At 55.2% G+C, this 21,131-nt stretch carries 18 protein-coding genes; 4 read left to right on the top strand and 14 right to left on the bottom strand.

Annotation, left to right across the window (positions count from 1 at the left end; translation table 11 throughout):
• Nucleotides 1–1,017: a Fic family protein gene (locus tag B7994_RS13025; RefSeq protein ID WP_088638900.1), complete on the top strand. Its 1,017-nt coding sequence runs from the start codon at nucleotides 1–3 to the stop codon at nucleotides 1,015–1,017.
• Here B7994_RS13025 and B7994_RS13020 read toward each other — a convergent pair whose 3' ends face one another.
• Nucleotides 1,018–2,490, bottom strand: coding sequence for a DEAD/DEAH box helicase (locus B7994_RS13020; RefSeq protein ID WP_088638899.1), 1,473 nt, complete (start codon nucleotides 2,488–2,490; stop codon nucleotides 1,018–1,020). It lies immediately after the preceding gene.
• Nucleotides 2,491–2,602: 112 nt separating this feature from the next.
• Between B7994_RS13020 and B7994_RS13015 the strand changes: the two genes are divergently transcribed.
• Complete coding sequence (locus B7994_RS13015; RefSeq protein WP_144063900.1) at nucleotides 2,603–3,211, top strand: hypothetical protein; 609 nt, start codon at nucleotides 2,603–2,605, stop codon at nucleotides 3,209–3,211.
• 41 nt (nucleotides 3,212–3,252) lie between these two features.
• On the opposite strand, the gene B7994_RS13010 is transcribed toward B7994_RS13015, so the two are convergent.
• Nucleotides 3,253–4,320, bottom strand: a complete 1,068-nt coding sequence (locus B7994_RS13010) for a glucokinase (RefSeq protein ID WP_088638897.1) — start codon at nucleotides 4,318–4,320, stop codon at nucleotides 3,253–3,255.
• Between the two features lie 149 nt (nucleotides 4,321–4,469).
• Here B7994_RS13010 and B7994_RS13005 point away from each other — a divergent pair, with 149 nt between their 5' ends.
• Both B7994_RS13005 and B7994_RS13000 read left to right on the top strand, forming a co-directional pair.
• Nucleotides 4,470–5,333 carry a hypothetical protein gene (locus B7994_RS13005; RefSeq protein ID WP_144063899.1) on the top strand — a complete coding sequence of 288 codons (864 nt, stop codon included), beginning with the start codon at nucleotides 4,470–4,472 and terminating at the stop codon, nucleotides 5,331–5,333.
• Nucleotides 5,334–5,454: 121 nt separating this feature from the next.
• The gene (locus B7994_RS13000) at nucleotides 5,455–7,248 is read left to right on the top strand and encodes an FISUMP domain-containing protein (RefSeq protein ID WP_088638895.1); all 1,794 of its coding nucleotides are present in this window, start codon (nucleotides 5,455–5,457) and stop codon (nucleotides 7,246–7,248) included.
• Nucleotides 7,249–7,296: 48 nt separating this feature from the next.
• Here the strand turns inward: B7994_RS13000 and B7994_RS12995 are convergent, their stop codons facing one another.
• The 12 genes from B7994_RS12995 to B7994_RS12940 form a co-directional block, all read right to left on the bottom strand.
• On the bottom strand, nucleotides 7,297–8,370 hold the full coding sequence (locus tag B7994_RS12995; RefSeq protein WP_088638911.1) for a lipopolysaccharide assembly protein LapB: 1,074 nt from the start codon (nucleotides 8,368–8,370) through the stop codon (nucleotides 7,297–7,299).
• 26 nt (nucleotides 8,371–8,396) lie between these two features.
• Entirely contained in the window at nucleotides 8,397–8,978 is a 582-nt protein-coding gene (locus B7994_RS12990) for an energy transducer TonB (RefSeq protein ID WP_233143219.1), read from the bottom strand.
• Nucleotides 8,979–9,058: 80 nt separating this feature from the next.
• Nucleotides 9,059–9,463, bottom strand: a complete 405-nt coding sequence (locus B7994_RS12985) for a biopolymer transporter ExbD (protein WP_088638893.1) — start codon at nucleotides 9,461–9,463, stop codon at nucleotides 9,059–9,061.
• Between the two features lie 8 nt (nucleotides 9,464–9,471).
• The gene (locus B7994_RS12980) at nucleotides 9,472–10,152 is read right to left on the bottom strand and encodes a MotA/TolQ/ExbB proton channel family protein (protein WP_088638892.1); all 681 of its coding nucleotides are present in this window, start codon (nucleotides 10,150–10,152) and stop codon (nucleotides 9,472–9,474) included.
• The gene (locus B7994_RS12975) at nucleotides 10,149–11,663 is read right to left on the bottom strand and encodes a MotA/TolQ/ExbB proton channel family protein (RefSeq protein ID WP_088638891.1); all 1,515 of its coding nucleotides are present in this window, start codon (nucleotides 11,661–11,663) and stop codon (nucleotides 10,149–10,151) included. Before B7994_RS12975 ends, B7994_RS12980 begins: the two co-directional genes overlap by 4 nt.
• Entirely contained in the window at nucleotides 11,660–12,496 is an 837-nt protein-coding gene (locus tag B7994_RS12970) for a DUF3450 family protein (protein WP_088638890.1), read from the bottom strand. Before B7994_RS12970 ends, B7994_RS12975 begins: the two co-directional genes overlap by 4 nt.
• A gap of 74 nt (nucleotides 12,497–12,570) precedes the next feature.
• Entirely contained in the window at nucleotides 12,571–14,205 is a 1,635-nt protein-coding gene (locus tag B7994_RS12965; RefSeq protein WP_088638889.1) for a hypothetical protein, read from the bottom strand.
• Entirely contained in the window at nucleotides 14,189–16,669 is a 2,481-nt protein-coding gene (locus tag B7994_RS12960) for a TonB-dependent siderophore receptor (protein ID WP_088638910.1), read from the bottom strand. Before B7994_RS12960 ends, B7994_RS12965 begins: the two co-directional genes overlap by 17 nt.
• A gap of 179 nt (nucleotides 16,670–16,848) precedes the next feature.
• Complete coding sequence (locus B7994_RS12955; protein ID WP_144063897.1) at nucleotides 16,849–19,164, bottom strand: caspase family protein; 2,316 nt, start codon at nucleotides 19,162–19,164, stop codon at nucleotides 16,849–16,851.
• A 1-nt stretch (nucleotide 19,165) separates the two neighbouring features.
• The gene (locus B7994_RS12950; RefSeq protein WP_144063896.1) at nucleotides 19,166–19,972 is read right to left on the bottom strand and encodes a hypothetical protein; all 807 of its coding nucleotides are present in this window, start codon (nucleotides 19,970–19,972) and stop codon (nucleotides 19,166–19,168) included.
• Nucleotides 19,969–20,445 carry an RNA polymerase sigma factor gene (locus tag B7994_RS12945; protein WP_233143218.1) on the bottom strand — a complete coding sequence of 159 codons (477 nt, stop codon included), beginning with the start codon at nucleotides 20,443–20,445 and terminating at the stop codon, nucleotides 19,969–19,971. Before B7994_RS12945 ends, B7994_RS12950 begins: the two co-directional genes overlap by 4 nt.
• Nucleotides 20,446–20,522: 77 nt before the next feature.
• On the bottom strand, nucleotides 20,523–21,122 hold the full coding sequence (locus B7994_RS12940) for a flavodoxin family protein (protein ID WP_088638885.1): 600 nt from the start codon (nucleotides 21,120–21,122) through the stop codon (nucleotides 20,523–20,525).
• Nucleotides 21,123–21,131: the final 9 nt, after the last annotated feature.

The raw sequence follows: 21,131 nt of genomic DNA, 5'->3' as shown, positions 1-21,131 counted from the left end.
ATGCTGTACATTTACCAATTCCCTGACTGGACCCGATTCAGATTCGACCATGCCCGCGTACTCGATGCGCTCGGCAAGGCCCGCTTCTGCGAAGGGAGGCTCGCAGGCATGCTCTCGTTCATTGGCGCAAGGGATCTCGAGACAGGCCTCGTTACCGAGGATATCGTCGCGAACTTCGCCATCGACGGAATAACCCTCGACGCCGATTCCGTCCGGACAGATGTCGTACTCCGCGCACAGGGAAGCAGCGCCCATATCCAGAACTACATCGGCGCCATCGAAAACTTCACGGCCCCCCTTTCACAGGAGCGTCTCCTCAACTGGCACAGCGCCCTGGCAGGCAACAGGAAGGCGACCTGGCGCGACAACAAGAGCGAAGTTTCCGCCGACAACGGCACACTGCATTTTTCGGGCCCAGGGCCAGAACGACTGAACAGCGAAATGGAATACTTCTTGCGCTGGTTCGAGAACACCCCCATGGACGGCACCATCAAGGCGGCCGTAGCACACTTCTGGTTCCTGACATTGCGCCCGTTCGACACGGCCAACGGTAGGCTCGCCCGCGCCATCACCGCACTGCAGCTAAGCCGCGCCCAGAATTCCGCACGCATACACTACTCCCTAAATCAGCAGATACTAAAGAACCGCGACGAATACTTCCGCACCCTAAACAAGGCCCAGTGCGGCAACGGCGACCTCACCGAATGGATCCTCTGGTTCCTGAAGCAAATCGAGGCGGCCGTACAGACCAGTGAATCGGCCATCGAATTCCAGACAAGGCGTTTCCGCTTCCTCGCGCAGCATTCGGGAGTGCAGACAACCGAAAGGGAACAGGTCCTCCTGAACGCGTCCCTCATGGGAGAACTCCCGAAGGACTTTACCGCAAAGGACGTGGCAGCAATCTTCGGCACGAGTCATGACACCGCACTGCGTGAAATCCAGAGCCTTATCGACAAGGGACTCGTGCGTGCCAGCAAGAAGGGCGGGCGCAGCCGCACCTACAGTGTGGTGGAATAATTAAACGGCGCCGCCATTTTCGCGCATGCGCCTGCGGGCACGGCTACCGGGCCTATTGCGGCGATGCTTATGGCGGGGCGCAGCGTTTTCAGGCCGGGCGCTACCGGGCTGTTCGCGGACCTGATTCTGCACATTCTCGGGCCTGCGCTCATTTCTTTCCGGCATTAAACCGTGCGCATCCCTCTGCCGATTTTCCTTATTAAACTGCGCGGGCTTCTTCTCGCGGGCAGGTTTCGAGCGGGACTTTTCTGCGCGGGCCTGCGCTTCACCGCGGTTCATGCGACCGCGGGCATTGCGCATCTCGCTTTCCGCAGTCTCCTTCTGCGGGGGCGGCAGCTTATCGTATATAGCCTTGTCGCCTTCCGGGATGTGGATACGCGTAAGCTTCTCGATGGCGCGCAAGTCGACTTCCTCGTCGGGCGAGCAGAACGAAATCGCGACACCTTCCTTGCCAGCGCGAGCGGTACGGCCAATGCGGTGCACGAACGTCTCGGGTACATCGGGCAGGTCGTAGTTAAACACGTGCGATACATCGTCCACGTCTATCCCGCGGGCGGCAATGTCCGTCGCGACCAGCACGCGAATTTGTTCGCACTTGAAGTTCCCGAGGGCTTCCTGCCGGCGGTTCTGGCTCTTGTTGCCATGAATGGCGGCACACTTGACCCCGGCCTTTTCCAGGACGCGCGTTATCTTGTCTGCACCGTGCTTGGTGCGGCTGAATACAAGTACCTTTTTCATCTCGGGGTGCGCCAGCAGAAGTTCCTTCAGGAGCGCTCCCTTGCGGCGTTTGTCAATGCGGTACAGTTCCTGGTGGATGCGTTCGATAGGCGTGCTCTGCGGAGCGACTTCCACGCGCACCGGGTTCGGGCGCAAAATGGTCGCGGCAAGTTTCGTGATGTCGTCGGGCATCGTCGCGCTGAAGAAGAGGTTCTGCCGGTTCTGCGGCAGGAGAGCCACCACCTTGCGGATATCGTGGATGAACCCCATGTCGAGCATGCGGTCGGCCTCGTCGAGCACAAAGAACTCGAGCGCCTTCAGGGACACCGCCTTCTGGCCAATCAAATCGAGAAGCCTTCCCGGAGTCGCCACCAGCACGTCCACGCCGCGCACGAGGTTCCTCTTCTGCGAGGCATCGTTCACCCCGCCAAAAATACACGCTGTCGAAATCGCCGTAAACTGTGCGTACTGCTTAAAGCATTCCTCTACCTGGATAGCCAGTTCACGTGTAGGTAGCAAAATCAATGCGCGGCAGGTCTTGGGCGCACGGAACTTCCCCGAATCGAGAAGCCTCTGCAAAATCGGGAGCGCGAACGCCGCCGTCTTCCCCGTTCCCGTCTGGGCAATCCCCAGAAGGTCCTTCCCTTCTAGAAGGCTCGGGATAGAGCGTTCCTGAATCGGGGTGGGCTGTTCGTAGCCGACAGCGCGGACCGCACGCTGCAAGGGATTTGCGAGGGGAAGTTCAGAAAAAAGCATAACAGGTGGCAAATTTAGAAAAATGGCAACAGCCTGCAACAATAAAATAAACAATTATTGGTACTTTCATATCAAACTTATAGTATAATTTGTTCTAAATTTCATCAGGCCTATGGGAAACTCGCCATTAATCCTATTCGCAACCGCACTACTCGGCGCCTTTGGCGGCGGGCTTGCCTCTGCACTCGTAGCATATTTCCTAGGAAAGCGCAACGAGAATACATTCATGGCGAACGAAGAAAAGAGATTCCAGCTCGCCGTAGAACTGGAAAAGCAGAGGGCCGAGCAGCAACAAAAGCTCGAAGAATTCAGGGACAAGCGCCAGAACGCCAGGGACCTGCTATTCATCCTGTCGAAAATCGCCGACCGCGTGCTAGATGCCGACAAGAACTCCGTCGTCATTTCGGCTCAGATGACCCAGCCGAACATGCAAAAGGAAATCAACGCATTCGGGGCTCTCGTCGAAAAAATCGAGTACCTGTGGCAACAGCACGGATTCCTGCTCGATGCGAACCTAGGGAACAGCATCCAGAAGATATTCCGCCTAATGTTCCTCTACAGGGACTGCGCCATGCGCTGCACGATGTTCGCCATGCTGGCCGGGCAGCAAAAGCAAATCAAGCCTATCATCTCGAACTGCAATTACTACCGCAAATTGTGGAATGTCGAGTGGGACAAGATTGACGACCAGATGAAAAAAATAAAGAACTCGCTGTTCTAAACAACGAGTTCTTCGATGTAGGCAATGCCTACCCCACAATCTTACTTCTGCAGGTTCAGGCTCGCGTTCGCGGCGCCATACAGGCTGATGCTGTAATCCTTGATGATGTACACCGGAATCTTGTTCAGGAGCGGACGGATGTTCGGGTTGTAGTTCTTCTCGAAGTACTTCATGAACAGGTTGTCGCGCTCGAGCCAGCGCAGGTCCTTCTGCACCGTACCGCCAGCCAGGTAGAGGCCACCCAGCGGCAGGAACAGCGTGGAGGCATCGCTTGCGAAACGGGCGAGCATCTTCACGAACAGGCGCATCATCTCGGCAGCCACCGGGTCGGTATCGCTGGCACGGCTGATGTACTTCGGGCGATCGTTCGGTTCGGTCTCCTCGATCTTCTTGAAGGCCTCGTTATCGGGAACGCCGCGGGTTTCCTTCCACCATTCGTACATGTTGCGCAGGCCCATGCCCGAGACGAGCGGTTCCACGCCCGGCACGGTGCCAATCTTCTTTTCCATGTAGTCGTGGAATTCCTGGGAATCCTTGTCGAAAGGGGCGAAGGTGGAATGTCCGCCTTCCGAAGAAGCGGGGATGTATTTTTCGCCATCGAAGGCAAGGAAGCCAACACCCATGCCGGTACCCGGGCCAATGACCGCCTTGGTCGCCTTCTGCGGGGCGGGCTGGCTGCCGTCGGTATGCGTGAGCTTGAAAATCTGCTTGGGGTCTTCCACGTCGAGCGTGGGGATGCCATAGCTGATGGCCATGAAGTCGTTGATGACCAGCGTCGGAATTCCGGTCGCCGCAGTGAGGGCGTCACCGTCCACGCTCCACGGGAGGTTGGTCATGACGCACTTGTTGTTCGCCACCGGGCCCGCGGCACTGATGCACACGTGGCTGGGCTTGAGGTTCGCGCTATTCTCTGCCGCAATCCGAAGCGTCTCGCGGATGGGGGCTTCAAGGCCGTCAATATCCTTCGAGGGGCAAACCGTCTCGAGAATCAGCGTGAACTTGCCGTCCTTGTAGCCGACCAGGCCGAGGTTCGTGTTGGTGCCACCAATATCGCCTGCCAAAACCAGGCGGTCAAACTTTGCATCGGGATTAAGCCATTTGATTTCCATAAAAAACTCCAGGTTTTCACCTAGGAATATAGGAAATTTCGGCGATTTGAGGGGACACTAGCCAATATTACGCCCCCGAATGAGCTTGCCTTTTGCTAACATTTAAAATAGCCTTACACAGGTAACAATTAAATCAAAAAGGGGAAAATATGAACTTCGCACCAACTTTAACGATAGGCATCCTCGCTGCAAGCCTATATGCAGCTGAATGTAACGTCGTACACCAAGAAGGACGTTCCAGCGCAGACATTAGCCAAGGGTATCTGGCAACTGCGCTCAACCTGTTCGCAGACAGTTATCTCGACATGTCGAACATGGACAAGAGGGAGCCTGCGGTCGTGAACATTTCGTGCACCGATACAGCATGGGTGTACAGGTCCGAACTGGACTCCACCATGATCGTTATCGTTTCCGAAAAAGCGGTAAAGGTGGCGCGTGTTCCCTACTCCGACGATCCGAACGCTTACACGGACTCGCTCTACTCGGTACATTATGACGATGTATTCAGGGACGAGTTCCAGCGCCTCCAGAAAGCAGGCGTTTACAAGGGTACTGAAGAACAAGCCGATTCCCTTGTTACGCATGTTTTTGAAAAGTGCAGGATTTTCTATTCCAAGGCTTTCGGTTACGGCGGTTGCGAATACAACCCTCCCGATGTCAGAAACAGGAAAAACGGAGGGCAGGATATCGACCAAGTCGATATGCCTCTAGCCTTGGGAGCCCTTGTCGCAGACTTCAACCGGCTCCTCGACACGCTTAATACATGCCCCTGGTTCAAGTATCAGGCCGATGTAACTCAGAAACTGAGCAAGTTCGCACCGCGCCTGTCTTTCCTGAAGATCAAGCCCAGGCACTACCATATAGACAACGTCCTGAAGGGAAAATCCTACAAGGTGTTCAGCACCAACGGACAACTGCTGGAACAGGGAATCTTTACGGGCAACGTATTCGTGGCCCCGGCCATCCCCGTCATCCTGCAGGTCAACGGGAAAGAGACGCTGTTCCTGAAATAGCATTCCTGGCATTCATATTCCATAAGCCCCTGCAAAAGCGAGGGCTTTCTTTTATTTAGTCTGCAAAACAGAATTCGTAGATTTTATTACATTTTTATGTTGTTTAACTTAAGGAGAACGAATGATCCACTCCACATTCAAAACCATCCCTTGCCTCGCAGGCCTTACCCTGGGCACGTTGCTTTTCTCCGCCTGCGGCGACGACGACAGCTTCTCCCCAATTGCAAAAGACCGCGGGTACGATTACGCGTTTACCTCGAACAAGGAATTTGCGGATTACCCGTGCAACGAAATGCGCGAAGGCCGCGAAGCCATCGTGGGGCGCGATAAAGACCTCTATGAGTGCATTTTTGACAAACAGGATTCCCTCTACCTCTGGGTCGGCGAAAACGACACGCTCACAGCAACCGGCAAGAAGTTCGTGCGCGAGGACGAATCCAGCAGTTCTGAAGAAGACGACGACTCCAGCAGTTCTCGGGCTTCCAGCAGTTCTGAAGAAGACGACGACAGCTCCAGCAGTTCGCGGTCTTCCTCGAGTTACAGTTCTTCGAGCAGTTCCTCCTCCAGCAGTTCATCCAGTAGTTCCTCAAGCAGCTCTTCCAGCAGTTCCGAAGAGACCAAGGAATCACACTTCAACCCGGACATCACTTACGGGACAATGAAGGATTCCCGCGACGGCAAGACTTACAAGACCGTCGTTGTCGATGGCGTCACATGGATGGCCGAGAACCTGAACTATGAAGGCCACACCATAGGAAAATCCAACTGCTACGACGACAGTGACGACAATTGTGAACTGTACGGCCGCATGTACAGCCGCGATGCGACGATGAACGACAGCAGGTGTGAATACGTGAGTAGCTGTGATTTGGGCGAAGGCCCCATACAGGGAGTCTGTCCCAATGGCTGGCATATCCCGACGAAAAAAGAAGTACAGAACCTGTTGGACTACGCCAGTTCTGCATCGGCACTGAGATCGGCAAGAGCGGCTTGGAGCAATCCGGGTGTCGACTCTTATGGACTCTCCTTCGTGGGAGCCGGAAACTGGGATTCCGATGACGGATTCGAGGATATGCAGTCCTACGAAGTCATGTGGCTTTACACACCGAGTTCTTACCAGTATTTCCTCCTGGTATCATCTTCTGCAGAAGTCTGGGACCATTCTTCGAGCGAATACTACGCCACCGTCCGCTGCATAGAAGGCGATGCGGTTCTTCCCTCGTCGAGTTCCAGTTCATCGAGTTCCAGTTCGTCGAGTTCCAGTTCCTCAAGTTCAATGTCGAGCAGTTCCACGAAACCCGAACCCCTCCTGGAAGCCGGCACGCAGTTCAACTCTGAAATCACATACGGCACCATGACAGACTCGCGTGACAGCAAGACATACAAGACCGTAAAAATCGGAGACAAGACCTGGATGGCCGAAAACCTGAACTACGCCGGTAACGCAATAGGGGAATCCTTCTGCTTCAACGACGAAGACCGTTTCTGCGATGTTTACGGTCGCCTGTACAGCCGCGATGCGGCAATGAATGACGCCGGGTGCAACAAAACCAGTTGCGACCTGGGCGATGCTCCCATACAGGGCATATGCCCCAGCGGCTGGCACATTCCGTCAGAATCCGAAATGTTAAACCTGTTAAGCCTTGCGGGCAATAAGGCCTTGCCGCTGATATCGGCGGAGAGCTGGAAATCGTCTATAGCAACGGGAAGCAACAGTCTTGGGCTATCCCTGATCGGGGCCGGAGACTACGACTCTAGTAAGCATTTCGAGCACCTCGGCGAAGATGCTTTCGTGTGGGTTTATGCCGAAGGCGGCCAGACTTATTTATTAATCCGAAGCTCCGATAACCATGCAGCGGTCTTTCAGTATACCGCCACTCAAATGCACATCAGCGTACGCTGCGTGAAGGACTAATTTACATCCGTTAAGAGTATGGGTCCGGCGGGTATAACGCCGGACTTTTTAATTTTTCTCGAATTCCAGGATGTCAGCCTGCACGGTGACATCGTCGGGGAAGTACTTCTGCGCCAAGCGGAGCAGGCGGAGCGCTTCGTCGTCGCGCTTTTGGGCATGGGCGTCGTAAGCCATGTTCTTGAAGCCGAAAGTAGATTCGGCGTTGCCCTGCTTGGCGGCAAGTTCGTAGGCAGATTCCGCGCGATCATAGAACTTTGCATCGTAGGCAAGGTTCCCAAGGAATATGGCCGCATCGCTGAAGTCGGGCTTGATTTGCACCAGGTTGTTGAGCACATCCATCGCGACAAAAGGCTTCTCGTCTTCGGCGAGTACGTCGGCAAGCTTGTACATGGTCGCGGTGTCGTCGGGGCGCACACCCAGCGCTTCGCGGTAGGCTCCCGCGCTTTCTTCGAACTGCTTGTTCAGGCGGTACACGTCGCCGAGATACACGAGGAAGTCGATTTCTTCGGGATGTGCGGCATAGCCTTCGCGGATGACGGCTACGGCCCGCTCGAAATCATTCAGCGCGATGTTCGCTTCCGAAAGCTGGTAGACAATGCTGATATCTTCCTTGTCGAGCTGGTAGGCCTTCTCGATGGCGCGTAGGGCGCCGACCGCGTCGCCGGTTTTACTGTAGGCTTCGCCTAGGTAAAGCCAGCCGGAAACGTTTTCCGGCTCCAGTTTCAACGCGCGGTGGTACGCCGCCACGCATTCGGGGTACTGGCGCAGGCGAAAATACACGCTTGCCATGTTGAAGAGCGCCGGGGAGAATGTCCCGTTCGAAAAGTCGACCGCCTTGCGGTAGGTGGCGGCGGCATTCGGCAGGTCATTTGTCTGGTAATAACTGTTCGCGATGTTGAAACTGGTGGCGACGGGGTCGGCGCCGCGGGATTCCGCCTTGCGGTAAAGCGTAATGGCCTGCTTGAATTTGCCGTCGCGGTAGAGGGAGTTCGCGCGCTCCATCAGGTCGTATGCGGTTTGGGCAGCGAAGGAGGGCACCGCGATAAGGATAGCGAAAAGCAGGGCGCAGCGGGTAACGAGATGCCCGCGCAGGCCTCGCTTAGATTCATAACAAATATTCATCAATTTGCCAAAATTCATAACGCTCACTAATCCCTGAACTTCACTTCGAAAGGCTGCTCCATGCCGCAGAAGGGTACAGCCTTGCCGGCCTTTTCCGCAGGAGCAAATGTCATGCGCGAAAGCGCGTCCTTCCCCGCTGCCGCAAGCCCCGTACCTGCCGGAGATTCCTCCAGCACCTTGATATCGTACACGCGGCCACTTGCATCTACGCAGAAACTGAGGCGCAACATCGCATCAATTTCACGGTCGCGGATCTGCGGGGGCACCTGGAAGTTCGGGAAAGCCCTACTTTCAGGCTTCTTGTCCACGTCACCCTTTTCCACGGAAAGGGCGCCGCCCCGGAAATCAGCCACCATTTCTTCGCTAACAGCGGCACCGGCATTACCCGAGGCCGCCCCCAGGTTCATCGCAAAACGCGGGCCCGCCTTGGGAGAACGGGAATTGGATTTCTGGCGGTTCGGCTTGCGGGCCGGTTTCTTCTTCTCGACCTTCTTCTCGACTTCATCCACCTTCTTCACGGCGATTTCGGTCTTGTTGTATTTCTTCTCGTGAAAAACCTTGCCCGTCAAGAAGAGGTTCGCCATTGTCACGGAGAACACGAGAAGCATACTCGCGAGAATTGCCGCGAGCAATATGCAAAAACGCTTAAATAACTTCTTTATGTATAACCAGATAATCATTCGGGAGACTATTCCGCCTGTGCAGCGATGGATACCTTCTTCACCCCGGCGAGATTGCACATGTCGATTACCTGCACGAGCACGCCTGTCTCGGCGCCCTTATCGGCAATCACGACGGCCTCCCTGTCGGGCGTCTTCGCAAGCGACTGCTTCAGGATATCCTGCAGGCTCGCAAGATCCACCTGGCGCTCGTTCATATGGATCGTGCCTTCGCGCGTAATCGCAATCAGCAGGTTTTCCTTTTCAAGTTGGCTTGCGGACTGTGCCTGCGGCTTCGTGACATCGACACCCGTCTCGCGGGTAAAAGACGACGTCACCACGAAAAAGATGAGCAGGATGAACACGATGTCCATCAGCGGGCCCATCTCGATGCCCATATCCTTCTGCTTTCTTTGCGGCAAGTTGAATTCCATATAAACCCTTATTCCACCTTTTCTACGAAATAGTTCTCAATCACCGTCGCGCCGAGTTCCATTTTCTGGCGCAGGACATCTACGCGTTCATCCAGGCGCTGCTTCAGGAGCGTAAGCGGGAACGCCACCAAAAGCCCGCTCTGCGTCGAAATAAGCGCTTCCGAAATACCGTCGGCCATGAGCACCGGGTTCTGGTTTCCATACAGGGTAATCACCTCGAAGGTAGAAACCATTCCCGTCACCGTTCCGAGCAGGCCGAGCAGCGGAGCCGCAGAAGCCATCACGGAGACGATGTGGTTTCCCTGTTCCATATAGCGCACCGTCTTTGCAAGGCGCACCTGCATGTAGTCGCGGAAGCCTTCGGGGTTGTTCTGCGCGACATCTATCGCATAGCACAGTTCACGCGACAGGAGTCCGCCTCGCTTGCGAAGCCGGCGTACTGCCTTATTCACGCTCGGCGGCTCTGCATTCTTCTCGTCTTCCTCGATTCCACCGTTCAGGTCCACGCGCATGCGCTTGATGACCTTGTGGATATCGGTACGGAAAAAGTCACTGCCGATACGGAACCAGCTCGAGAACAGAAAATAGAACCCGATAACACCCGCCAAAAGAATCGGGAGCATCACCACGCCACCGGCGTGGTACGTATTCTCGAGAGATTCGATCAGTATGTAGTGGGTATTGCTCACTTTTTCCCAAATATCCTGTTCAACAGCGCGGTGCTCTGCACGTACATTTCGCTAGTGACCTTCTCGATCTTCTCGCTCAGGAGGCCGTGCAAGATCATCACGGGGATAGCGATCACGAGGCCCGTTTCCGTCGTCACGAGCGCTTCGGAAATACCGCCTGCCAGCACGCGAGCATCATTCGTGCCCACCTCGGTAATAACGGTAAAGAGCGTAATGATACCCGTCACCGTACCGAGCAGGCCGAGCAGCGGCGCGATTGTACCCATTGCAGCAAGGAGACCCATACGACGGTCAAGTTTAGGCTGTTCACGGAGCAGGGCTTCCTGCAGAGAGCGTTCCGCATCTTCGCGCGTTTCGCGGGCGCGGTTCAGCACCGCAAAAAGCACCATCGAGAGGCTCGTTTCCTTCTTGAGGCAGAGACTGGCTGCATCCTCATAACGCGTATCCTTCACCAGCGCGTTCAGTTTCCTGATAAAGCGGCGGCTCAGGTGCCCGCGGTAGCTAAGTACCAGGAATCGTTCCAGGCAAAGCAGCAGCGCAAGAATCGCCACCAGCGCAAGCGGGTACATCACGATGCCGCCCTTCTTGAAGAAGGCCTGGAATTCCTCGGTCCAGGTGAGTTCCTTCGTGTCGGTAATGGCGTTCTTGACGGCCTTGTTCTGCAATACATCCAGCGGAATCGCGACTATTGCGGAATCGGCCTGCATTACAGCCTGCTTGATGTTCCCTGCCATCTCGGGCGGGAGCGTCGCATTCCATTCGAAAATCTTGCCCTGCAGTGCGCCGGAGCGCAGCAGTGCCTGCACCTCGCCGTTATCCTGCGCGACCTCACCCAGGAATACCGTTCCCAGGCGCAAGCGATTCACGTTCACATCGGGGCGGTTCCCTACCTGCGAAACTTCCCTGCCGTAGGATTGCGTATAGGTCAATTCGTGACGGAGCAGCAGGTCGTCCATAAACCCTTGTACCGCACCGACCGTATTCGGCACCTTCTTGTCGGCCTCGTCAGATGCCTGACGGAGCCTCAGCAGGCGGCCATTCATGCCCACCGGGTAATCACCCATCACGTCGCCAAGAGTCTTGTCGATCGAAAGCTTCACCTGCGTATTGAGCGCATCGTAAGAGCTCTCTTCGGACTGAGCCTTCTCTTCGGCATCGCCCGTCATGTTCCTGCTCGCCATGACCTCTTCGCTCACACGACCAAGGTCTGTCGAGAGCTTGGAATAGCGACCGTCAAGTTCACGGGATGTAGCCTGGTGTTCTTCGGTCAACTGCGACTCAGCATAGCGCTTGCGCCAATGTTCCGCTTCAAGCTTTTCGAGCGAGTCAGCCTTCTGCAGGCGTATGCGGGTAAGCGTTTCCACTTCGCGCTGCAAGGTGCGGACTTCTTCCATCTGCAGGGAATCCTTGATGCGGGCCTGGTCTTCGGCAGTAGACTTCTTCTCGCCGGAGGACCACGGCCATGCAAATGCGGATGTGGCACACAGGAGGACTGCGATTATCTTTTTCATTTTTCACCTCCCACGATAGAGAGGCTTACGGGCAACTTCACAATCTGGGGCGGTTTCTTCGCCTGCTTCACCTCGAGCGCAAGCTTCACCGCAGCACGTTCTTCCAGGTTCAACTCCTCGTTCCATTCGTAGGCAACCTTGTCACCATCCATCTTGCGTACAAGCGAACCGAATACGGTACCGTTCTCGTCGCTATACACCATCCACTGGTTTCCGATACGCAGAATCGACGCATTGATGAGTTCGCCGTTCTTGCGGGTAAACGGGCTATTGATTATCGCCACCTCGTCACCGAACTTTGTCTCTTCGGCAATCAGCGACTTGAGGCGAGAAAAGGCCTCCTCCTCACTGGCGTTGCCGCTCTCGATATCGCGAGTGAGCGACTTTACGCGATCGAGCCTGCTTTCGCGTTCCCAGGGGAGAGTCTGTTCCACCTGCACCTCGAGCCTCTTGCTGATGCCGGCAAGCGCCGCACGCAGGGCCTTGCGCTTCGATTCCACATTGTCGGAACGGTTCTTCGCACGCGCCTGCTTGCTGCGTTCCGCCTGCAGGTCGCCCGCCACCGCCTTGATTTTCGCATTCAGGCTGTCTATTTCGGCGCGGCGGCGGTCCGTATCGGCCTTATAGCGCTGCTGGAGAGTCCTGTAACGGGAATCATCCGCCTTGAGCATCGAATCGGTCGACGATATCTGGCGATTCAGTTTCTGGATTTCGGAATTCAGTTTTTCCTTTTCGAGCTTGAGGTCGCGAATCTCGGAATCCCGGTCGGCAAACGCCCACCCCGACATCATAAGCACCAGAAGCGCAAAAGGCAACAAATTAAATCTTTTCATAACTTTCCGCAATAGGTTTTGTTCAAAAATTACATTATTAAAACACCCGAACCCGCAAAAACTGTCACCCCATTTTATTTATTCTTTCCCTTTTGGGGCAACGTTTCGCAGATTAGGGGCCTTAACGGGTCCTTCGGGTCGCAAATTTCCTTGACCTTGCGTTCCAGGATACTTGACGTCTGCTTCTCGAGGTAGTAGCGGCTCACCAGTGCGCTGCGGCACTTCGACGAACTCATATTCCAGCCACGGTCAGCGCACCAGTTCCAAAGGTATTCCTTGCAGCCGTTCTTCTCGGCATCTTCAAGGCATTCCTTCTTAAGTTCGGAACAGTCGGCAATATGGTTGCTTTCAAAACCGCTCGCCACGCAGTAACGCTTGAGTCCGTCGCCATAGGCATTAGACTTGTCCTCGTCACTGATGGTATCGGGCAGGAACAGGGACCACTTGGTAGTATCCAGCATCATCGCCGCCTTCACGCCCGAGGCATAGCAGGTCTTGGAAAATCGAATCCGTTCAATGTTTTCATCAACATTCGCATAGTATTCGTAGGCAATCGCATTGGCTTCAAGCAGGCTGTACTTCTCATAATCCTCTACCGGCATGCCCGAGCAGTACACGTCCTGGTAGAGTCTGCAGCCGCGCGAAGCCCAGCTCTTGTTCTTGCCCTCAGATGTCACGTCGCAGTTGGCAGCGGCAATGTGATCCATCGGCACGCCATTCTCGCCTTCGACATAGAAGGAGAACGTCGATTTCGCCATTCCACTAAAAACGCCCATGCCGTTTTCGATATTCGATTCCGGAACAACACGCGAATCAGAAACAGAGCCCTTTACTTTCTGCTCGTAGTCGATGTAGTGTTCGTCCGTCGTGTAGAACACGACTGTCACCGGCCCGAGCGGCATCATCATATTCGGCAAGAACAATGTATCAAGCGCCTGGATACCGCCGATGCTCTGCTTCGTCGTGTATCCAAGATTCTGCTCGTATTCCAACGGATCGTGCATGGCCATACCCGTATAGCCCTCTGAATCCGGCTCCACGAGGCCACTTATCATCTTATTGATGGTCGTGTTCATCGATTCCTCGTTTTCCATACCGTATTGTAGAATAGATATCACGCCCTTGATGGACTTGTCATAATCCAGCGCGCATTTCACGGTCTCCATGTCCAGCGGGAATTCCAGGAACTTGATGTGCACGGTATCGCTTCCGTCGCTTTCGACCCACTCAAAGCTTCCGTCCTGCTGGGGCACGCTGAGCCCTTTTACCTTCACCGGAGCGGGCACAGTCGCCTGCGCCCTGTAAGTAGATTTCGCCGTATGACCAGCGCTGTCCCACTTGAAGAAGGCTTCCATCGTGTAGGTTTCGCCGGAAAGCCCGTAATAATGCATGTCGTCTTTTGCAAAACAGTTCGGATTGTCTACAATCGGCTCAAGCTTGATTGTCGTACTGTCGATAGTGCTATTGAACCTTCCCGTCACCGTCACGTATGCACTGTCGTAGAACGCGAATCCTTCAGCAGAAGTTTCGTCGAGTTCATAGACCTTCGAGAAGCAGATCCTGGATTCGCCCCCGTCGAGGATATAGCCGTAGGTGTAGATGCCCGTATACACGTCGCGTTCGTCGGGATAGTACTCCCACGGGCCGTGGAAATCACAGGCAACAAGCACGAGCGCAAATGCACAGAGGAGTCTAGAAATAGTATTCATAGTTCAGCATAATCGGCAAATAGGGGAACTGCGAAATAGAAGTCTTCTCTGGCGGGTTCTTGCTCGTATCGTAGAAGGTATAGAACATGTTTTCGTGGTCGGTCAGGTTGATGATGGTCCAGCTAAAGTTCCACTTGCCTTCGCGCCCGATATCGAGAGCCTTCACGTCTATGCGGAAGTAGTCCGTCTGGCGGCCCGCATTGCGGCTGCCCGGCACAACCGTTATCTTGTCCGTGTATTCCTGGTCACCCAGTTCCTGCGGGTAGTAGTACCCCTTGTATTCACTGATAGGCATACCGGCGGAATACTTGAGCGCAAGCGAAGAACGCACGTAGCGGCCCTTGACCTCATGCTTCCAGAGGGCATCCTCGTCGCCCTTCCAGTTGATTCCCAGGTCCAGTTTCAATGCATATGGCTGGTGCCAGCTCGGGAAATACGGCTTGGTACCGTCATTCGTCTTGAGTACACTTATGCCCTGGCTCCAGTTGATTCCTCCGAACCACCAACCCTTATTCTTGCGCAGCGAAAGCTCGTAACCGAAGGAATAGCCCTCGGCCGTGCCGAAACCATCGGCCACGACAAAGTCCTTGGAAGCCGTTTCTTCGTTACTGTCGAGAACCGCCTGGAACGTGTTCAGGTTATTCTGCGTCTTGTAATAGACACCCACGGTCGCATCGTAACCTTCGAACAGTTCACGGTGGCTATATTCCGCGGCAAGGAGCCACGAAGAAGCCGGCTTGATATGCCTGCCCTTGGTGGTCGTGGTCGCCGGATAGTAGAATTCGTTGAGCGTTTCCTGATCAGTATAGACAATCGAGTTCAGGTACTGCAGGTAGTAGCCACCATAAATTTCCACGGACTTTGTATCGTCAATATTCAGTGTCAACGATGCGCGCGGTTCCACGCCAAAGTGTTCTGCCGCCGTCTGGTAATTGAAGCGCATGCCGTATTGCAGCAACAGATCGGGAGTCGCCTTCCAGGCATCCTGCACGTAGGCCACGTGGTGGAATGCCTTCTGGATATCGGCAATCTTCATGGATGACATCTGTTCCTGGTAGCGTTCGTAGTCGTATTCCAGTTCGTAGCCCGCAGTGAAGGTATGATTGTCGATACCGCGGTAGTTCACCCACTGCTTGCCCGCAAAGGTGTAGAGGAACATCTCGATGGACATCAAGTCGCCAACTTCCATAGTCTGGTAGAACTTGCTGTATGCAAGCGTCGCATTGTAATCCCAGTCGCCGTTGATGCGGTGCGTAATGTTCACGGGAATCGCGACGTTACCCCAGTCCATGTAGAGCGGGTCAAAACTCAGGCGGTCCTTGCCCACGTAGAAACTGAACTTGAAGCGCGTATCCTCGGTAAAGTTGTACATGAAGGTGCCCTGCAGGTCGGTAAACTCGTAGTCGAGCGCGAGATCCAGGAGCCCTATGGCATTGAACAAATCGAGCATGTAACCGATGTAGGTAGTACGGCCGGCAAAAACCCAGCGGGCACCTCCCTTGTGGCCTTCGGTATGGAGCTGCGCGGCAAACGTACTTATCTTGACGCTCGACTTGCTGAACCATTCCTCAACGGTATCCTGGCCACCCGCGCGACCATCCATCTTGAGCACGGAACTCAAACGGTTGCCGTACTGCGCCGGGAAACCGCTCTTGTAGAACTGCACATCGTCGATACCTTCCACGAGGAAGGTACTGAACAGTCCGAAGAAATGCACCGGGGAGTAGACGACCGCGTTATCGAACAGGAACAGGTTCTGGTCAGCGGCGCCGCCGCGCACGTAGATCTTGGAACTGAAATCGGAACTCGCCACCACGCCCGGCAGCGCCTGTATGCTCTTGATGACGTCGGCTTCGGCAAGGCCCGGCATGCGCTTGATGGATTTGGCGGAGACTACCGATTCGCCCGGCTTGCGCTTGGGGCGCTTGCGCAACTGCACCACGACCTTCTTGAGTTCGGTCACCTTCTCGTTGTTGCCGCCGGCGAGGAGCGCATCGACATCGACGTCTTTTTCAGGAGCGGTATTGGTGCCCGAAGAATCGGGGCGTTGCGGGGTATCCCCGCTCGAAGGGGTAGCGGATGCCGAGTCAGCGGCAGAAGCGAGGGGAATACTTTCCCCTTCTCCCTTATTAGAACTGTCCGGCTCTGCAAAAGCATCGCCCAGCACCTGCGAGAAGGAGCGCTCGGTGCCGGTGTAGACAAGTTCATAACACCTTTCTTTCTCGGCACCCGCCGTGTCGGAATTGGTCACGCAAACATTCCAGAGCGTGTCTTCCGGGAGAACGACGCTGAAAGGCGCCCCGACAGTTGTCTGTAGCGCCTCGCCTGATTCAAGGATTTCAACGTTCAGCTTTTCGCCTGCAGCAAAGGAGGCATCTTGCACCACACCATTGAAGGTGATTCCCTGGACCTGCGCAGAATCCGCAGCAACGCCCTCGGAACCGGCCGCCGGCCCCTGCGCCAAGGCAGCCCCCGCCGCCAATAAAAAAACAATGCCAGTATATATCTTCAACAAACTTCTCGTATTCCGAAAAAAATAGCAAATAGGAATCCCTATTTGCCCATGTAACACCTTGCGGTGGTAAAAGTGTCACCTTATTTTTGAATAAATACAAAAAAGGCCGCGTTTGCGGCCTAAACTTTCTAGAACCTTCCTACCGTCACGCCGGCGTAGAAGCCAGGCCACCAGCGGCCCTTGTGCTTGTCATTGCCGAAGTCGTCGTGGTATTCAGCCAAGGGCTTCACCAAGATCTTGTCGGCATAGCCGCGGGTCGCCACGTTCAATGTACCGCCCACCGAGAGGCCAAAGCCCGTGAAGAGCCGGCTGGTATAGCCCAGGCGCAGTCGATGATGGTAACCGTCTTCGTAATCGTGTTTATTGAACATGCGTTCATGGAAAATCAGGAACATGTATTCAAGTTCAAAATGGCTGCCATACTTGCCGAACTGCGTTCCAAGACCGACACCGCTTTCATACACGTCACTGAAGTGTTCAAAATCCGTGCCCTTTTCAATCAAGCGAGCGCCTTCGAGGGCAGTATAAAGGTAAGCCGTACCCATGTGGAACGAAATTCCAAGAGCGCCCATTTCGTTGAAGGAACTGGTAACGCTCCACACACCGTTACCGACAATATTCAAGAGGCCAATCGGAGTAGATTCGCAGTAGCCACAAATATTGACAACGCCAATCTGGGGGCCTTCGGAACGGCCGGCAATATTCATTACAGAAATCTGTGTACCTTTCGCCTTGCCCGCAATGTTCATCGCACCAGAAACCTGCACATCAGTTTCGCCGGCAATGTTCATCGCGCCGGTCACCTGCACGTCGGCCTTTTTCGCGACATTCATCGCACCAGAGACCTGCACATCGGATTCCCCTGCAATATTCAGGACGCCGGTCACTTGCACGTCGGCCTGGCCCGCATAGTTTAATACCGGAGAAACCTGAGCGCCTTCCACGGAATCAGCGGCAAAGTTCAACGTACCAGAGATCTGCGCACCAGAAGACTTTTTAGTAGCGACGTTCACCACCGAACCAATCTGTGCACCTTCGAAAGATTCCGCATAGTTGGCCAAGCCGCTGAGCTGCACACCTTCAAAATGTGCATTCACGCCATTGTAGAAATCCGTCACCTGCAAGCCATGCATCTCTTTTTCTGCGACGTTCGCGAAAAGGCTTACCTGCGTACCGAGCATGTAGTCTTCTGTCTTCGTAACAAAGAAACCAATCTGGATTCCCTTGCGCGGCTGTTTATCGATATCTGCAGCATTGAATGTCACGCGGTATTTACCATTGTGGTCCAGCGAATCGAGCGAGCATGCAATCGAATCGCCCGAAGTGCAATCCCTGCCGCCGCCGATTTCGCCACGGAGGGTCGTCTGCTCGGCGCTCACGGCAGCAAACTGCTTGTGCGAAAGCTTCTCGCGGCGGTTATTCTGGAGTGTCACCACCGCCTCGCTGAATTCCGCAGGGCGTTCCAGGCGCACCGTGTACTTGCCGGCAGGGAACCCGAGGCTCATCGCACGGCCAGACTTCTTGTAGAGTTCCGCAACGAGTTCACCGTTCGCATCGCGGATGAACAGACGGCCATCCACATCCTCATCGAGTTCGAGGCCAGCGCTTGTGCTACGCAGATCGGTCATCACCACATCGCCCGTACCCGCGAGGTTCATGTCGCGGCTCGGATGCTGGGCGCCGCCCATCGTCTTCTCGGTCTTCTGCAGCGTTTCATTGAATGCGAACTGGTACGCTTCGGAAAGGGTAACCTTGCCGTCACCGCTCAGGTCGCCGGCGCCGCGGAGCCCGCTCACCAGCGAGTGCGTGAAGAACGAGCCCTTCAGCTTGTCGCTTTCCTGGCTGGATTCGTCCTGCGTGCTGCTGGTAATGAACGCATAGCCCTTCATGTCGCTGCTCTGGTCTACCATGAACGCGGGCACCGCCACACCGCCCTTCAGGCGGGTGATAGCACCCGAGCCGCAGGCGTCGATAACCGCAATCTTCACGTCGGCACTCATCGCGTCGATGCGCTTGCGCAGTTCCTTCCAGGCATAAACTTCGTTACCCAGGCGGAGGCCCTTATCGTCGGCATGGCCGCTGTAGTAGAAAAGCACTTCGTTACGGTCTACGGCATTCTTGCCCTTCGCAATCTTGCCGTCAAGACCATCGAGCTGCTTCTGGAGAGAGGCAACGCCCGGTTCCTTCACCAGAATCACGTTACCCGGCTGCACACCGCCCATTTCGCCAAGCACTTTCGCAAAGGACCTCGCGTCGCTTTCGGCATAGCGGAGCACGGGTCGGCCCTCACCGCCGTAGTTCGCGCTCACCGCAATCACGTAGCGGTTGATGCGGGCATTCTCGGTAGCCGCGCTCACCTGGGCCGCAAAAATAAACACGAAAACCAGGGTCATCAGCGGCAACAAAAGCGATGCATCCAAAACATCAAGAACTCTTCTCATCATCTTAATTTCCCTCCACCTTGCGCAGATTCACAGATTCCGCATGCACATTCTTATTCTTGAGTACTGCGTCCACATCATTTGCATCCAGTTCGAACGCCTCACGCGAAGTCACAAAGAAGAACTTCTCAAATTTCGGCGCGTTATCGAGCTTGTAGGCAAACGGAAGCGTCGTCATCTTACCAGGTTCAAGGGCAATCGCCTTGTTGCCTTCGGCCATGTGCATAGTGAGCGTGCCGTTGCCGTCCATGCTAAAGAGCAACCCATAGCACTTCTCGGGTACGGAATAGCGCAGCTGGATCTCGTCGCCTTCGCGGGCCTCGCCCATGTTCATCATCTGTATGGCGCTGTCGCCGGTCTTCTTCCAGACTTCCATGCGGGGGGAAAGTCCCTTGATACGGGTCCCGTCGTCTTGCGTATCGGCCATCGCGACTTCAACAACCGATGCGCCGTCTGCATCGCTGGCAGCGAGCTGGTCGCCCGCACCCTGCCCTGCAATCTCGCGCTGGCTGAAGAGTGCCACCGAAACCACCGCAAGCACGAGAGCCGCAGCGGCAGCGAACTTCACGAGCTTGAAATTCACACGCACCGTATTGCCGGCGGAATTCTGGCGGCTCGGCATCGCCTCCATCTTTTCCGAGAGCCTTTCGAAAGGCATCTTGCGGAGGATTGCCGCGTTATCTTCGCGCAGCATCTTCACGCGATGGGCGAAAATCTCGTCCGTCTCTTCGAGTTCGCGAATCTCGCGCATCTCGCCTTCGGGCAGGTCGCCCGTAAGGTATCGTTCCAGTTTCCAATCGGGGATCATCACTTTACCTCCAGATTCTTTACCTTGGCCTGCAGGCCACGCAAACGCTTGCGCACCCCACTCACCGAGAGCCCTACCTCGCGGGCAGTTTCCTCGAGCGTCATGCCGTCCACAAAGTGCAGCACGGCAATGGTGCGGCTAGATTCCGGCTCGCGCGAGAACAGTTTCGCGAGAATGCCCTTCGCTTCCTTTTCGCCTTCGTCGTCATCGGCACAGGCAATCGAGAGCAAGAGTTCGCTCGTGTCCGTATCGAGTCCGCGGCGCTTCTTGTCGCGGATGCGGTTCAGGCAGAGCCTCGTCGTCGTATTCCACAACAGGCTCGACGGCTGCGATACGTCCAGGCTGTCCCAGCGTTCGAACACGCGCAGAAAAACGTTCTGCATCATGTCCTCGGCCTCGGATTCGTCACGCAGGAGCATCATGGAGCGGCGATAAACCATCGGGGCGTACACCTCGTACAGTTTCGAAAATTCCATGTTTCCTGCGGGATTTATCCTTTCCATGCCTTTGTAACACCTGGGGAGGTCAAAAGTGTTACCGCAAATTTAAAAAATTATATAGAAAGGGAAAAGCCCAGCCGGTAGGCGCATTTTCCGGCATACGCAGGGAGTCCTTTTTTGGCCTTTGTGCCCGGAATTACCACTTTTCCGCGGATTTTGAACCCCGATGTGCCCAAAATTTCCTTGAGGGCGGCCACCAGGCCGGAAGTCTGCCTGCAGAAGAAATTGAACGGGAAGGGGGTCGTACAGCTCGTAATGATATAGGCGTCCTTGCCCTTGTGGAGCGGTTTGGGGATTCCGAGTCTAGATTCGGACATCAGCGCGTATACCATACGGTCGAAAAGCGTCTTGAGGGTGCCGGGCATGTTGCCCCAGTAAACGGGAGCGGCCACCACCAGCACGTCACAGGCGGCAATCTTCTCGGCGACGCGGTGCGCGTCATCTTCGGGAAGGCAGCAGTGCCCACACTTGCGGCATTGCATGCAACCTCTGCAGGGCGAGAATTTCAGGTCGTTCACGTTCACGATTTCCACCTGCGTGTCGTCGGAAAAATCCCCCAAGTGCGAATAGTTCGCACCGTCGGCGAAGCGTTCCACGGCCTGCGAAATCGTGCCGTGCCTGCGCGGGCTCGCGTTCAATATCAGGATTTTCATGCAAAACCT

Origin of the sequence: Fibrobacter sp. UWR2, from assembly GCF_002210285.1 — a bacterium.
Classification (GTDB): Bacteria; Fibrobacterota; Fibrobacteria; order Fibrobacterales; family Fibrobacteraceae; genus Fibrobacter.
The sequence above is the reverse complement of the archived record's forward strand: the minus strand, read 5'-3'. Positions and strand labels throughout refer to the sequence as shown.

Coding starts and splice junctions, on each gene's coding strand:
- B7994_RS12975 (WP_088638891.1), bottom strand. CDS start 11,663: ATGAAAAAGATAATCGCAGTCCTCCTGTGTGCCACATCCGCATTTGCA.
- B7994_RS13000 (WP_088638895.1), top strand. CDS start 5,455: ATGATCCACTCCACATTCAAAACCATCCCTTGCCTCGCAGGCCTTACC.
- B7994_RS12940 (WP_088638885.1), bottom strand. CDS start 21,122: ATGAAAATCCTGATATTGAACGCGAGCCCGCGCAGGCACGGCACGATT.
- B7994_RS13020 (WP_088638899.1), bottom strand. CDS start 2,490: ATGCTTTTTTCTGAACTTCCCCTCGCAAATCCCTTGCAGCGTGCGGTC.
- B7994_RS12970 (WP_088638890.1), bottom strand. CDS start 12,496: ATGAAAAGATTTAATTTGTTGCCTTTTGCGCTTCTGGTGCTTATGATG.
- B7994_RS12985 (WP_088638893.1), bottom strand. CDS start 9,463: ATGGAATTCAACTTGCCGCAAAGAAAGCAGAAGGATATGGGCATCGAG.
- B7994_RS13025 (WP_088638900.1), top strand. CDS start 1: ATGCTGTACATTTACCAATTCCCTGACTGGACCCGATTCAGATTCGAC.
- B7994_RS12945 (WP_233143218.1), bottom strand. CDS start 20,445: ATGGAATTTTCGAAACTGTACGAGGTGTACGCCCCGATGGTTTATCGC.
- B7994_RS12995 (WP_088638911.1), bottom strand. CDS start 8,370: ATGAATATTTGTTATGAATCTAAGCGAGGCCTGCGCGGGCATCTCGTT.
- B7994_RS13015 (WP_144063900.1), top strand. CDS start 2,603: ATGGGAAACTCGCCATTAATCCTATTCGCAACCGCACTACTCGGCGCC.
- B7994_RS12955 (WP_144063897.1), bottom strand. CDS start 19,164: ATGATGAGAAGAGTTCTTGATGTTTTGGATGCATCGCTTTTGTTGCCG.
- B7994_RS13005 (WP_144063899.1), top strand. CDS start 4,470: ATGAACTTCGCACCAACTTTAACGATAGGCATCCTCGCTGCAAGCCTA.
- B7994_RS12965 (WP_088638889.1), bottom strand. CDS start 14,205: ATGAATACTATTTCTAGACTCCTCTGTGCATTTGCGCTCGTGCTTGTT.
- B7994_RS12990 (WP_233143219.1), bottom strand. CDS start 8,978: ATGCTTCTCGTGTTCTCCGTGACAATGGCGAACCTCTTCTTGACGGGC.
- B7994_RS13010 (WP_088638897.1), bottom strand. CDS start 4,320: ATGGAAATCAAATGGCTTAATCCCGATGCAAAGTTTGACCGCCTGGTT.